9 protein-coding genes are annotated in these 15136 nt (G+C 28.6%); 8 read left to right on the top strand and 1 reads right to left on the bottom strand.

Annotation, left to right across the window (positions count from 1 at the left end; genetic code table 11):
- Window positions 1–207 (bottom strand): GlsB/YeaQ/YmgE family stress response membrane protein (locus tag ABY863_RS06705; protein ID WP_372793490.1); only part of this gene is annotated, 207 nt, incomplete at its 3' end.
- A gap of 97 nt (window positions 208–304) precedes the next feature.
- Between ABY863_RS06705 and ABY863_RS06700 the strand changes: the two genes are divergently transcribed.
- The 8 genes from ABY863_RS06700 (at window position 305) to ABY863_RS06665 (ending at window position 15136) form a co-directional block, all read left to right on the top strand.
- Window positions 305–1063, top strand: a complete 759-nt coding sequence (locus ABY863_RS06700) for a lysophospholipid acyltransferase family protein (protein ID WP_372793489.1) — start codon at window positions 305–307, stop codon at window positions 1061–1063.
- Between the two features lie 25 nt (window positions 1064–1088).
- Window positions 1089–1745 (top strand): hemolysin III family protein, encoded by a 657-nt coding sequence (locus ABY863_RS06695; protein WP_372793488.1) that lies wholly within the window; start codon window positions 1089–1091, stop codon window positions 1743–1745.
- A gap of 88 nt (window positions 1746–1833) precedes the next feature.
- Window positions 1834–7404, top strand: coding sequence for an alpha-2-macroglobulin (locus ABY863_RS06690; RefSeq protein ID WP_372793487.1), 5571 nt, complete (start codon window positions 1834–1836; stop codon window positions 7402–7404).
- A 2-nt stretch (window positions 7405–7406) separates the two neighbouring features.
- Window positions 7407–9746 carry a penicillin-binding protein 1C gene (pbpC, locus tag ABY863_RS06685; RefSeq protein WP_372793486.1) on the top strand — a complete coding sequence of 780 codons (2340 nt, stop codon included), beginning with the start codon at window positions 7407–7409 and terminating at the stop codon, window positions 9744–9746.
- Between the two features lie 77 nt (window positions 9747–9823).
- Window positions 9824–10564, top strand: coding sequence for a LytR/AlgR family response regulator transcription factor (locus ABY863_RS06680; protein WP_372793485.1), 741 nt, complete (start codon window positions 9824–9826; stop codon window positions 10562–10564).
- A gap of 3 nt (window positions 10565–10567) precedes the next feature.
- Window positions 10568–11893 carry a sensor histidine kinase gene (locus ABY863_RS06675; RefSeq protein WP_372793484.1) on the top strand — a complete coding sequence of 442 codons (1326 nt, stop codon included), beginning with the start codon at window positions 10568–10570 and terminating at the stop codon, window positions 11891–11893.
- 109 nt (window positions 11894–12002) lie between these two features.
- The gene (locus ABY863_RS06670; RefSeq protein ID WP_372793483.1) at window positions 12003–12233 is read left to right on the top strand and encodes a hypothetical protein; all 231 of its coding nucleotides are present in this window, start codon (window positions 12003–12005) and stop codon (window positions 12231–12233) included.
- Between the two features lie 605 nt (window positions 12234–12838).
- Complete coding sequence (locus ABY863_RS06665; protein ID WP_372793482.1) at window positions 12839–15136, top strand: two-component regulator propeller domain-containing protein; 2298 nt, start codon at window positions 12839–12841, stop codon at window positions 15134–15136.

Here is a 15136-nt window from a genome sequence, read left to right as displayed (position 1 = left end):
AGCTGCTCCAACTACTGAAGTAATTAAAGATCCGATAACTCCACCACCCATTTCTAATCCAAGGATACCAAAAAGCCAACCACCAACAATACCTCCAATAATACCTAAAATGATATTCATCAATAATCCAAATCCACCACCTTTCATTAAGTTACCCGCTAACCAACCAGCAACAGCTCCAATAATAATAAAATACAAAAATCCCATAATTAATTTGTTTAAAGTTAATATACTATAAATATAACTTTAAAAATATTAACAAGAGGTGTTTAAAAAAGATAGAAAATAATTACATTTGAAGCATATGAAATTTTTTAGGTATCCTTTATATATTTTTTGGAGAGTTTGGTTTTTAGCATGGTTATTACTAACAATGATACCTGTTTTTCCCGTATTAATAGTAGTTACTTCTTCAGAAAAATTATATCCTGTATTTTTTAAAATAGCTAGAGTTTGGGCTAAAACCTTAATTTTTGTGATGGGTTTTAAAGTTATTTTAGAAGAAAACCAGGTTTTAGCAAAAGAAAAAAGTTTTATGTTTTGTCCAAACCATACATCAATGATTGATGTGATGGTAATGCTTTCCGTTACAAAAAATCCTTTTGTATTTGTTGGCAAAAAAGAATTGACTAAAATACCAATTTTTGGTTTTTTTTATAAACGAACTTGTATTATTGTTGATAGAAGTAATTCAAAAAGCAGATTGGCTGTTTTTGATGAAGCAAGAAGAAGAATGAGTGAGGGGCTTGATATTTGTATTTTCCCTGAAGGATTAGTTCCTGATGATGAAAGTGTGGTTTTAAGTGAATTTAAAAATGGTGCTTTTAAACTGGCAATTGAACATCAAATCCCAATTGTACCAATTACAATGTACGATTGTAAAAAAAGATTTTCTTATACTTTTTTTAGCGGAAGCCCTGGTAAATTGCGTATAAAAATTCATCATTTTATTAAAACAGAAGGACTTACCTTAAAAGACAACGATTCTTTAAAAAAACAAACATTTGATGTTATTTACAATGAATTAATTTCAGATTTAAAACTTCAACAAATAAGTACTTAACTAAAACTTTTCTCGTTTAACTAAAATGGAAAAAAAAGATATCACATATTACGACCCAAAAGAAGAAAAATTTAATATAATTTCACACGCTATTGGATTGATTTTAAGCATTGCTGCCTTAATTTTACTGGTAGTATATTCTAGTATTTATGGAAGTGCTTGGCACATTGTAAGTTTTACTATTTATGGTGCTAGTTTAATTGTGCTATATTCTGCTTCAACATTTTACCATTACGCTCAAAATCCAAAATTAAGACATCGTTTAAACATTTTTGATCATTCTGCTATTTATGTTTTAATTGCAGGAACTTATACACCTTTTACTCTGGTGGTTTTAAATGGTTGGGTTGGCTGGACAATTTTTGGAGTTTCTTGGGGTTTGGCAATTGCAGGTATTATTTTAAAACTTTTTTTTATAGGAAAATATGATAAAATATCAACTTTTGCCTATGTACTTATGGGTTGGGTTGTAATCTTTGCTATAAAACCATTGGTTCATAATTTACCTTTTGAAGGTTTAATGTGGTTATTAGCTGGTGGAATTTTCTACACTATTGGTGCTGTTTTATACAGTATTAAAAACTTAAAATATAACCATGCTATTTTTCATATTTTTGTGTTATTAGGTAGTTTTGCACACTTTGTAGCAATATTTTTTTACGTTTTACCTATTAAAAAATAGAATAATTTAAAATTTTGATTTTTCAACTTTCGCTGTTTATTTTTTAGTAATTTCATAAAAAATTTGCCAACAATATAATTCGCTTAAGATGAGACTTCAACATTTAGTTTTTACACTTTTAGTAAGTGTAATTTTCTTGTCATGTAAAAATGACAACCCACAAGAAATAACCAATAATATTTTTAAATTTAGAAAGCACATTAGCTACACAACTTCAGATGTAATTTCAATTGCTGAACCTATCAGAATTGATTTGGTTAATGAAGTTGATTCATGGGTTCCAAATAAAGAAGTTTCTAAAAATGCAATAACTATTTCACCTTCAATTGAAGGGAAATTATCAGCTTTAAATTCAAGAAGTTTATTTTTTCAACCTTCAAAAAATTTAGAACCAAATAAAGAGTACACGGTTACGGTTAACTTAGGTAAAATATACGCTACTATTCCTTCTGAATTTAAAACCTATACGTTTAAATTTAAAACATTAGAGCAAAATTTCAGTGTAGCTACAACTAGTTTTCAATCTTATAGCAAAGAGTGGCAATATATTGAAGGAACTCTTAAAACAGCCGATATTTTAGAATTAGAAAATGCTAAAAAACTTATTTCTGCAACTCAAAAAAGCAAAAATTTAGCTATTAAATGGGAAAGTATAGATTCAGTAAGTACACAGTTTCAATTTAAAATTGATAGCGTTCAACGTTTTGAAGAAGATTCGGAGGTGTTACTTTCTTGGTCTGGTAAAAAAATAAATGTAGCCAATGAAGGAGAATCTGTACTAAGAATTCCAGGAAAAAATAATTTTTCAATTTTAAGTGTTAATGTGTTTCAATTACCAGAGCAACATTTAGTCATTAATTTTTCAGACCCTCTTCAAAAACAACAAAATTTTAATGGCTTGGTTGAAATTCAAAATGCTAAAAACTTAAAATATGTAGTTGATGGTAATTTACTAAAAGTATATTCTGATATTCGTGTTTTGGGTAATGTAAACGTTGCTGTTTTTCAAGGAATTAAAAGTGTTGATGGTTATAAGTTAAAGAATTCTTTTTCACAAAAAGTAGCTTTTCAACAATTGAAACCAGCGGTCAGATTACTTTCAAGTGGTGTAATTTTACCCAATTCGAATGATTTAAAATTTAATTTTGAAGCAGTAAATTTAAAAGCTGTTGATGTTCGGATTATTAAAATATTTGAAGATAATATTTTGCAATTTTTACAAACAAGTGATTTAGGAAGTTCAAACAATTATGACATTAGAAGAGTTGGAAGGCGTGTTGCTAAAAAAACCATAACACTAATCAATAGTGAAATTGAAAATAATGGAAAATGGAAAGCGTATGCGATAGATTTATCTAAAATGATAAAAGCAGATCCAGGCGCAATTTATAGAGTTGAGCTTAACATAAAACAAGAATATTCTCTTTATAAATGTGAAGGAAATCAAATAAGCTCAAATGATGAAGATGAAGATTATGAAGAAGATTATTACTATGACAATCAGGAATATACAACAGAAGAAGCAGAAGATTTAGATGAACGTGAAGAACAATATTGGGATAATTTAATTTACAGTTATAACAATAATTATTACAATTGGAATGATAGAGAAGATCCTTGTAAAAAAGCATATTATGATAATGAGGACCAAGTAGTTTCTGCAAATATTTTAGCTTCAAACTTAGGTGTAATTGCTAAAAAGGGAGAAAACAATTCGTACTTTTTTGCAGTAACTGATATTTTAAACACCAATCCGGTTTCAGGAGCAAAAGTTACTATCTACAACTATCAACAACAAGAAATTGCTCAAGCTGAAACAGACAGTCAGGGTTTTACAGGAATGGATGTTAATAAAAATGCATTTTTCGCCATTGTTTCAAACGGAAAACATAAAACGTATCTAAAATTAGATGATGGTCATTCTTTATCGTTAAGTAAATTTAATGTTTCAGGGAAAAAACTACAGGAAGGATTAAAAGGATTTATGTATGGTGAACGTGGTGTTTGGAGACCTGGAGATACTATTCATTTAACATTTGTTTTAAACGACAATGCAAATCCGTTACCAAAAGAACATCCCGTTAAAATAGAAGTTACAGATGCTCGCGGGAAATTAGCTTTTAAAGAAATTAGGACAGAAAATGTAAATGGTTTTTACAAATTTACCATACCAACTTCAGAAACTGACCCTACGGGAAATTGGAATGGGATAGTGAGTGTTGGAGGTGCTAAATTTCATCAACAATTAAAAGTAGAAACTGTAAAACCAAACCGATTAAAAATTAAAATAGATTTTACAGATGAGGTTTTAACTAATAACAAACCAATTGATGGAAAATTAGACGTAAAATGGTTACACGGTGCACCTGCAAAAAATATTAAGGTTGAAGTTAATGCAAAGTTCACTTCAAATTCAACGGCTTTTAATAAGCAATATCCAAACTATGTTTTTAATGATCCAACACAAGAGTTTTCTTCAGAAGAAGTGACTGTTTTTGATGGAAAATTAGATGAAAATGGAAATGCAACAATTGGTAAAAAAATAAGTTTAGAGAACAACGCTCCTGGAATGTTAAAAGTAGCATTTTTAACCAAAGCATATGAAAACGGAGGTGATTTTTCTATGGATGTAATTTCTAAAAATTATGCACCATACGCTTCATTTGTTGGTTTAAAATCACCAAAAACAAAAGCGTATAGTTCTTATGATACCGATGAAAATATCACATTTGATATTGCAGCAATTTCTTCCGAAGGGAAACCTATGGCAAAAGATAATATAGAAGTAGAAGTTTATAAAATGGAATGGCGTTGGTGGTGGAGTTCATCCTATGATAATTTATCCACTTATAATGGAAGTAGTTTTCATAAACCGTACAAAACGTTAAAAATAAAAACCAACACTACAGGGAAAGGAACTTTTACGTTAAATATTCCTGATGATGACGGTGGAAGATATTTAATTCGGGTGTTAGATAAAGAAAGTGGTCATGCAACAGGCACAACAACGTATTTCTATAAAAACTGGTGGAAACGACCATCAAACGACCCAGAAGCTTCAAAAATGTTGGTATTTTCTTCAGATAAAGACAGCTATAATGTTGGTGAAAAAGCCATAATTACATTTCCTTCAGGAACCGAGGGCAGAGCTTTAATAAGCATTGAAAACGGAACGGAAGTATTACAATCTGTTTGGCAAAAAACTCAAAAAGGAGAAACAACTATTGAAATTCCTATTACAAAGGAAATGACACCTAATGTGTTTGTAAACATATCATTATTACAACCACATGCGTCTACAGCAAATGATTTACCACTGCGATTATATGGTATCATTCCATTATTAGTGGAAGATCCAAACACACGATTAGAGCCTGAAATTACAATGCCAAAAGTGTTAAAACCTGAAGAAAAATTCACAATAAAAGTGAATGAGAAAAATGGAAAACGAATGTCTTATACCATTGCTGTAGTTGAAGAAGGTTTGTTAGATTTAACACGATTTAAAACACCCGAAATTTGGGATGCTTTTTATACCCGTGAAGCTTTAGGTGTAAAAACTTGGGATATTTTTGATGATGTAATTGGCGCTTATGGCGGAAGTATTGAACAAGTTTTTGCTATTGGAGGAGATGGAGATGCTTTGGCTGGAAAAAACAAAAAAGCGAATCGTTTTAAAACTGTAGTTCGTTATTTAGGACCTTTTACGTTAGAAAAAGGAAAAACAGCTTCACACACCATTCAATTACCAAAATACATTGGTTCAGTAAGAACAATGGTAATTGCGGCTGATAATTCAAAAGGAGCTTATGGAAAAGTTGAAGAAACTACTCCTGTTCGCAAACCATTAATGGTATTAGCATCTTTGCCACGAAAATTAAGTCCTGGAGAAAAAGTTACACTTCCAGTTACAATTTTTGCTATGGATAATAAGGTAAAAAATGTAGAGGTTCATTTAAATTTAAGTAGCGGAATTAAAGTGGTTGGAACAAATTCTCAAAAACTTTCTTTTGCTACTCCAGATGAAAAAATGGCCTATTTTCAATTAGATGTTTCTAATGTAAAAGGAATTGCTAAAATTGAAGTAATAGCTTCAGGAGATGGAGAAAAATCTTCTTATGAAGTTGAAATTGATGTGGTAAATCCTAATCCTATTTCGTCAAAAGGAATGGCTATTGAATTAGAACCAAATGCAACTCAAACAATTTCTTTTGAAACTTTTGGAATTAAAGGAAGTAATTTTGCTGAAGTAGAGTTTTCAACCTTACCACCAATGGATTTTACAGGTAGATTGCAATACTTAATTCAATATCCACACGGTTGTGTAGAGCAAACAGCATCCAGTGTTTTTCCTCAATTGTATTTAGGTGAAATTTTTGATATTTCAATTCAAGAAAAACAAAAAATGGCCAATAATATTAAAATAGGGATTGAAATATTGGGGAATTTTCAAACTTCAAATGGAGGTTTAAGTTATTGGATGGGACAAAATTCAGCAAACGATTGGGGAACAAGTTATGCAGGTCATTTTATGATTGAAGCTGAGAAAAAAGGGTATGTTTTACCTTTAACTTTTATAAATAATTGGTTAAAATATCAAAAGCAAGCGGCTCGTAATTGGAAACCAAGTTATAAAGAGTACAATTCAGATTTAGCGCAGGCATATAGATTGTACACATTGGCATTGGCTGGACATTCAGATTTATCTTCAATGAATAGATTGCGTGAGTTTAAAGAAATTTCTAATAATGCTAAATGGAGACTAGCAGCTGCGTACGCGTTGGCCGGTCAAAAAGAAGCTGCTAATAAAGTTTCAGCAACTGCAAATATAAATTTCGAAAATGATAAAGGAGATTATTATACGTATGGTTCGGTTGACAGAAATAGAGCAATGGCAATGGAAACAATGTTGTTAACCGGAAATAATGAATCTAGAGAATTAGCAAAATATATTGCAAAACGATTGTCTTCAAAAAGTTGGATGAGTACACAAACTACAGCTTATAGTTTATTAGCAATGGCTAAAATGGTTGAAATTAATGGTGGAAAATCAATAAAACTTCAATATTCTTTAAACAATGGAAAAGTTGAAAATATAGCTTCAAAATTTGCAATTGCACAACGAAAATTAGCTATTGTTGAAGGTGATAATTCAATTTCAATTACAAATAAAGAAGCAAATATTGTATTTGTGAATGTATTAAATTCAGGAATTTTGCCATTAGGTGAAGAAATTATAGAAAAACGAGGATTGAATGTAAATGTATTTTATAAAGACACGCAAGGAAATACGATTGATGTCTCAAAATTAAGCCAAGGAACCGAGTTTGAAGCGCAAGTAATGGTGAGTAATTTAAAGCAAGAAGAAGTTCATGATATTGCTTTAACTGAAATTTTCCCTTCGGGTTGGGAAATTGTAAATACACGTTTTACAGATTTTGGAACTACAACTTCAGGAAGTGCTAATTTTACGGATATTAGAGATGATCGCGTTAATTTTTACTTCAATTTAAATAAAAATGAAACTAAAACATTTAAAGTGTTGTTAAATACATCGTATTTAGGGAGTTATTATTTATATGGTATTCAAGCAGAAGCCATGTATGACAATGAGTATTTTACACGAACAAAAGGACAATGGATTGAAGTTGTAAAATAGTAATGAACTTTATAAAAAAACATAAATACAAATTAATAATAGCCGTTATATTTTTAACGGCTTATTATTTTGCATTACCAAAACAATTATTCAACAATCCAACTTCTACAGTGATAGAAAGTGTTGAAGGTGAATTGTTAGGTGCTAAAATTGCTGATGATGGTCAATGGAGGTTTCCTCAAAATGATAGCATTCCACAAAAATTTATAGCATGTATTGTACAATTTGAAGATGCTTATTTTTATAAACATCCGGGTTTTAATCCGGTTTCAATTGTAAAAGCATTATATGGTAATTTTAAATCCAATAGAGTAAAAAGAGGAGGAAGTACGATTACCCAACAAGTAATTCGCTTATCTCGAAAAAATCAAAAAAGAACCTATTTTGAAAAAATAAAAGAAATACTATTAGCAACACGATTAGAGTTAAGATATTCAAAAGATAAAATTATTGCATTGTATGCTTCAAATGCTCCTTTTGGAGGAAATGTTGTTGGGTTAGATGTTGCATCTTGGCGTTATTTTGGTCGTTTCCCAAATGAACTTTCTTGGGCTGAAAGTGCAACATTAGCTGTTTTACCTAATGAGCCAAGTTTAATTTATCCAGGAAAGAATCAACAAAAGTTAACTGTAAAACGTAATAAATTACTTAAAAAACTTTTCGAAGAAAAAATTATTGATACACTAACCTACCAATTAGCAATTGAAGAAGAATTACCTCAAAAGCCCTATAAAATTCCACAAATAGCACCCCATTTATTACAAAATATTGCTAAAACGAAAAAAGGAGAAAGGATTAAAACTTCTGTAAAAATTGGATTACAGCAGCGCATCAATTCAATTGTAAAAAACCATTATAACGAGTTAAGTAAAAATCAAATTAACAATATAGCAGTGCTGGTTTTAGATGTAAAAACCAGAAAAGTATTGGCTTATATAGGTAATTCTCCAACTACTAACAAGCATCACAAAGATGTTGATATTGTTACCAAACCCAGAAGCACAGGTAGTATTTTAAAACCATTTTTATATGCTGCAATGCTAGATTCAGGTGATATTTTACCAAATACATTAGTTGCAGATATTCCAACTCAAATAGGAAGTTATAATCCTCAAAATTTCAACAAAAAATATGATGGAGCTGTATTTGCAAGTACAGCTTTGTCAAAATCCTTAAATGTACCAGCAGTTAGGATGTTGCAGAGTTTTGGTTTAGATAGATTTCATCATTATTTAAAAGAGTTAAAATTAAAAGATGTAAAATACAATGCGAATCATTATGGTTTATCCTTAATTTTAGGAGGAGCAGAAAGTAATTTGTGGGATTTATGTAAAAGCTACGCTTCCATGGCTTCGACAGTAAATCATTATGATGATACTCAAGGAAAATACTACAAAAATGAGTTTTTAGAACCTTCATTTTTAACAAATTTCAAACCTGATTTTGGTAAAATTTCAACTGAAAAAACCATTTTTGATGCAGGATCATCCTATTTAACTTTTGAAGCATTAAACAAAGTAAACAGACCAGAAGGAGAAGAAAATTGGAATTTTTTTGACTCATCAAATAAAATTGCTTGGAAAACAGGTACAAGTTTTGGATTTAGAGATGCGTGGGCTATTGGAACAACAAAAGATTATGTTGTTGGAGTTTGGGTTGGAAATGCAGATGGTGAAGGAAGGCCCGGTTTGGTTGGGATTTCAGTGGCGGCACCTATATTATTTAATGTGTTTGGGATATTACCCAAAAGTAATTGGTTTGAAATGCCATATGATGAACTAGTTGAAATTCCAATTTGTAGTAAAAGTGGTTATAGAGCAAGTGATTTTTGCGAAGTAAAAGACACCGTTTTTGTACAACAAGCAGGGTTAAAAACAAAACCTTGCCCGTATCATATTTGGGTTCATTTAGATAAAAATGAGCAATTTCAGGTAAACTCATCGTGTGAAACATTACAAAATATGGTTCATAAAAGTTGGTTTGTAATACCACCTCTACAAGAGTTTTATTATCAAAAAGATCATCCGTTTTATAAAAAATTACCTAATTTTAAGAAAAATTGTTTAAGTGAAGACAAACAAGCGATGGAATTTATTTTTCCTAAAGAAAATACGACAATCTATTTAACAAAGGATTTTAATGAAAAAAATAATAGTCTGATATTAAAATTAGTTCATTCTAATTCAAACGTAAAAGTATTTTGGTACTTAAATAATACTTTTATTGGTACTACTTCAAACATTCATGAAATAGAAACGTTACCTAAAAAAGGAACATATAAAATCACGGCAATTGACGAACTTGGAAATGAGATTTATAGAGAAATTGAAATTAAAGACTAACTTTTTTGAACATATATTCAAATTTTGTATCTTGCATAAAAAATTAATGAAAATTAACTTAACGTCCGCCCATTAATATGCTACAAATTTTACTAGTTGATGACGAAAATGATGCCTTAGAAGCACTTGAATGGAAATTAAATAATTACATTGATAATGTACAAGTTACCACTTGCAACTCTCCTGTAAAGGCTATTAATATAATTAATGAATTAAAACCAGATGTTGTGTTTTTGGATATTCAAATGCCTGAGATGGATGGTTTTACTATGATTGAAAGGCTAGAATATAGAGATTTCAATCTGATTTTTACAACTGCACACGATGAATTTGCCTTAAAAGCCATTAAAGTATCTGCCATAGATTATTTATTAAAACCTGTTGATAAAGACGAACTGTTAGCTTCAATGGAGAAAATTAAAAAATCTAAGAAAGGTGATTTATTGGAAAATAAATTAAAATTACTATTAAACAATTTAAGTGAAAACGGTAGTGATAAAATTAATATTTCCGCTGACGGAAAGGTCTATTTATTAGATAAAGAAGACGTTGTAATGTTAAAGTCTGATAAAAGTTATACTACAATTTTCTTAAAATCAGAGCAGCAAATAGTAGTTTCAAAAACATTGAAAGAAGTTGAGAAAAAATTTCAGTTCCCTGAATTTTTTAGAGTTCATAACTCATACTTAATCAATTTAAATCACATTAAAGAGTATTTAAAAGGATTGGGAGGAGAACTTATTATGACAAATGGTTTAACCGCTAGTATTAGTAGAAATAGAAAAGCCGAATTATTTAAAAAGATATATCTAGATTAAAGAATGCTTTTAGATTTTCATTCTGAAATATTTTCATGGATACGAGGAGGCCTTTTCGTGTTATTCATATATCATTTTTTGATTTTTTTTCAGAATAAAAGCAAATTATATTTATATTATAGTTTGTATTTATTAGCTATAACATTATATTTACTTCAACACGTTGTTTCTGAAGATTTTATAGGTTTTTATAAATATTTTAGTTTTTCATTACAATTTTTAGCATATGCCGCTTATGTTTCTTTTGCAAGAGATTTATTAGATACAAGAACTCACTTAATTAAGTGGGATAAATATTTTGAAATTGAAGTAACCATATTACTCATTTTAGCAATTGTTTTTGTTTTAATTCAGTTTCTTTTAGGAGGAAATTATCAAATGGAGGCATTTACTATAATTGCACCAATTCTAACAATCTTCACGTTAGCTTCTTATTATGTAGTGGTTTCTAAAATAAAAGACAACTTATCCTACTATTTTGTTGCAGGATCATTAATTTATATAGTATTAGCAAATATTAGTTTTATAGAAATTTTTACGGGTCCTGAAATTTTTACAAATTTAGGTATTCAACCTATGTTTTTTGTTTATTTGGGTGCAATTCTTCAAAGTATTATATTTTCTATAATAATTGGATTTATTATTAAAAAAATTGAACAAAAAAGTAAAAATGCAGAAGTTAGACTTGCTGTGAAGTTAAAAGAAATGGAAGAGCTTAAAATGACGGCACTACAAAGTCAGATGAACCCTCATTTTTTATTTAACTCTTTAAATTCTATTAATAACTTTGTGTTAAAAAATGAAATTGAAAAAGCTTCAGATTATATTACAAAATTTTCAAAGCTTATTCGAGTAATTTTAAATAGTTCGTCAAGTACTACATCAAGCCTTTCTGAAGAGCTTATTATTTTAGCCTTATATGTTAAGCTAGAACAAATGAGGGTAAATGGAGGCTTCAATTACAAGGTGAATATTGATAAAAATCTAAATTTAGAAACCATAAAAGTTCCTCCTTTATTTTTACAGCCTTTTATTGAAAATGCAATTTGGCACGGAATTATGAAAAAGGAAGGTGAAAAAACAATTAACCTTACTATTAAGAGTGATAATGGAGATGTTTTGTGTGTTATTTTAGATAATGGAATAGGTATTAATAACACAAAAAAAATAACTCACTTGTCGCAAAAACGAAAATTCTTTGGAGCGAAAGCCACAGAAAATAGAATTAGAATTTTACATCAAAATAAAGGAGTTGAAATTGAAACTGAAGATATTTCATCAGAAACTACTTCAGGCACAAAAGTTTCAATAAGATTTCCTTTAAATTAATATTAAAATAACCATTTATTAAAGGAAGTTTACCATTTGTATATTTTAGTAAAAAGATTAATATAAACCAATTAAATTTAAGCATTATTAATTTTTTTATATAAAAAATATGTCTTTATTAGATTACTTAACACCATCTGATTCTAAAATTCTTAAAGATATTAACAATACTGAAAATTCACTTAAATTTATTGGTTTAGGTAGCATTTGTCAAAATATAACAGAGACTATTTTTGTTAAAATGGTGAAATTTAATAATGAAGACAATATTAAAAAAGTAGTTTATAAAAAAAAGGCTTTCTCTTGGGATTTTTATTCTGTTGAGGTTGTGAATTTCTAAAGATATTCAATTAAAATTAACCAAAATACTTTTATAAAAAACTTATATAATTTCCGAATACACGCAAATTCGAACCATTCATATATTTTTTATTGACATTTGTTTATTTTTCTAAAAATAAATTATTTTCTAATGTATATTTGTTAAGTATATGTCAAGAGGGGTTTTGGCATTTTACATTAAAACATTAAATAAGTCTTTGGGGTTGATTTATTTATTCCTTGAACATTATAATTCGAATTATAATGTTCAAGGTTTTTTTTTGTAATAAAGTTTAATTATAAATATTAATTTCTTTAATTCATTTTTAATAAATAAATTTGAATGATTTACACTTAATTTTATACCATTCATATATATTTTAACTTCATTTGTTTATTTGTTTAAAAAGCAATTATTTTCTAATGTATATTTGTTATGTATTTATGTCAAGAGGGGTTTTGACATTTTACATTAAAACATTAAATAAGTCTTTGGGGTTGATTTATTTATTCCTTGAACATTGTAATTCGAATTACAATGTTCAAGGTTTTTTTTTGTAATAAAGTTTAATTATAAATATTACTTTCTTTAATTCACTTTTAATAAATATATTTGAATGATTTATGAAAAAATTTACTCAAATACTTATATTCCTTTTTATAAACATCACTTTTTCTCAAGTTGACTATTCTAATAGTTGGGAAGATTTTTATTCTTATAACAATGTAAAAAAATTTATTAAAGTAGATAATGAAATTTACGCCATAGTAGATAATGCAATTTTCACCTTTAATGTTAATACAAGTGAAATAACTAAAATATCTTCAGTTAATGGTCTTTCAGGGGAAACTACTACTAGTTTATTTTATAGTAAAACGTTTGATAAAGTTATTATTGGCTACGATACAGGATTGCTAGAAATAATTGATAGTAATAATAACATTACAATTGCAAAAGATATTGTAAATTTTAATTACTCAGGAAATAAACAAATTAATAATATAACTGAATACAATAATAAGCTTTACCTCTCAACATCATTTGCGATAATTGTATATGACATAGAAAATTTACAATTTGGAGATACCTATTTTATTGGTAATCAATCTTCTGAAATTATAATAAATCAAATTAAAATTAATCAGAATATTATATATGCAGCTACAGAAAATGGAATTTTTACAGCAGATGTTACTAACCGAAATTTAATAGATTTCAACAATTGGACACAACACTTTTCTGGTAATTTTTCAGCATTAGAAGTTTTTAATAACACCGTATTTGTTTCAAATAATAGAACCCTTTATACTATTGAAAATAATACTCTTTTACAGCAAAAAATTTATCCGGCAGCAATAAGAAATTTAAAATCTTCAGCAAAAAATTTAATTATAAGTACACAAAGAAGTGTTTATGTGAATGATGTTGCTAATTTTGAAATTCTTAATTACACAACAAGTTTAACAGATACTTATTATTTTGATTTAAACACTGCTTATTATGAAGATAATAAGCTTTACTTAGGAACTAAAGAATTTGGAATATTAAAAAGTAATTTCGAGAATATTTCTAGTTTTGAAGAAATTCATCCTGAAGGTCCTATTTCTAATTTACCTTTTTCAATTGGAGTAAATGATAATAATTTATGGGTTGTATATGGAGGGTATAGTACAGCATATGGCCCATTAGGCAAAAGACTTGGATATAGTCATTTTAATGGCGATAATTGGTTAAACACATCGTATTCTGAAATAGGTGTTGCTGATTTGGTAAATATTACTTTTGACCCAAAACATGAAAACAAAGTATATATTAGTTCTTGGGGAGGAGGAATGATAATTGTTGAAGACGATTTATTAACAACACACTGGAATCATACAAATAGTGGTTTAGAAAAACTGGATTATCCAAATCCAAGTTATATTAGTACAAGAATAAATGGTTCAGCTTTTGACTCTCAAGGTAATTTGTGGATTTCTAATGCTTGGGTTGATAATAGAATAAAAAAATACAGTGCTAACGGAACCTGGTCTAGTTTTGATATGAGTTCTGTAATTACAAATCCAGCTTTTGGTTTAAACGAACTTATTATTGATAAAACAAATAATATTTGGATTGGCTCTAGACGAAATGGAGTATTGGTTTTTAATGAAAATGGAAATAATAAAAAATCACTAACAACGGAATTAATGAAAGGTTCATTACCTGATTTAAACGTTAGAACTGTTAAAGCAGATAGTAATAATAGAATATGGATTGGTACAAAAAAAGGGTTGGTTGTTTTTTATAATGCAGCGAACGTTTTTAATTCAACGATTAATGATGCTGAGCCAATTATAATTTTAGACGATGGTATTCCAAAAAAATTATTAGGAGAACAACCTATTAATTCTATTGCTATTGACGGAGCTGATAATAAATGGTTTGGGACTGAAACTGGTGGTGTTTTACAAACAAATCCAAGTGGTACAACTACTTTAAAAAACTTTAATAAAGATAATTCACCATTACCTTCCAATAATATTTTAAAAATTGGGGTTGATACAAACTCAGGAAAAGTATATTTTGCTACAGATAAAGGTATTGTGGCATTCAATAGCAATGTGTCTTTATATGGTGATACTTTGCCAGAAGTTTATGCATATCCAAATCCTTCAACAAAAAATAACGAATTTATTACTATTGATGGAAGAAATGGAGCGCATTTACCAAACGGAACGAATGTTAAAATTTTAGATACCGCAGGAAATTTAGTTTATGAAACCAACACCAAAGAAGGTCAAGAAATATTTGGAGGAAAAGTAGTTTGGAACAAAACAAATTTAGCAGGAAACAAAGTAGCTTCAGGTATTTATTTGGTGTTACTAATTACGAAAGACCATTTAGAGACTACAATAGCTAAAATTGCTATTATCAATTAA

The organism is Lutibacter sp. (assembly GCF_041562875.1).
Lineage (GTDB): Bacteria > Bacteroidota > Bacteroidia > Flavobacteriales > Flavobacteriaceae > Lutibacter.
Note: the sequence above shows the minus strand (reverse complement) of the source record. Positions and strands in the feature narration are given on the sequence as shown.

Excerpts from the sequence above, each read along its gene's own strand:
- ABY863_RS06680 (WP_372793485.1), top strand. The coding sequence starts at position 9,824 with ATGCTACAAATTTTACTAGTTGATGACGAAAATGATGCCTTAGAAGCA.
- ABY863_RS06670 (WP_372793483.1), top strand. The coding sequence starts at position 12,003 with ATGTCTTTATTAGATTACTTAACACCATCTGATTCTAAAATTCTTAAA.
- ABY863_RS06665 (WP_372793482.1), top strand. The coding sequence starts at position 12,839 with ATGAAAAAATTTACTCAAATACTTATATTCCTTTTTATAAACATCACT.
- ABY863_RS06695 (WP_372793488.1), top strand. The coding sequence starts at position 1,089 with ATGGAAAAAAAAGATATCACATATTACGACCCAAAAGAAGAAAAATTT.
- ABY863_RS06700 (WP_372793489.1), top strand. The coding sequence starts at position 305 with ATGAAATTTTTTAGGTATCCTTTATATATTTTTTGGAGAGTTTGGTTT.
- pbpC (WP_372793486.1), top strand. The coding sequence starts at position 7,407 with ATGAACTTTATAAAAAAACATAAATACAAATTAATAATAGCCGTTATA.
- ABY863_RS06690 (WP_372793487.1), top strand. The coding sequence starts at position 1,834 with ATGAGACTTCAACATTTAGTTTTTACACTTTTAGTAAGTGTAATTTTC.
- ABY863_RS06675 (WP_372793484.1), top strand. The coding sequence starts at position 10,568 with ATGCTTTTAGATTTTCATTCTGAAATATTTTCATGGATACGAGGAGGC.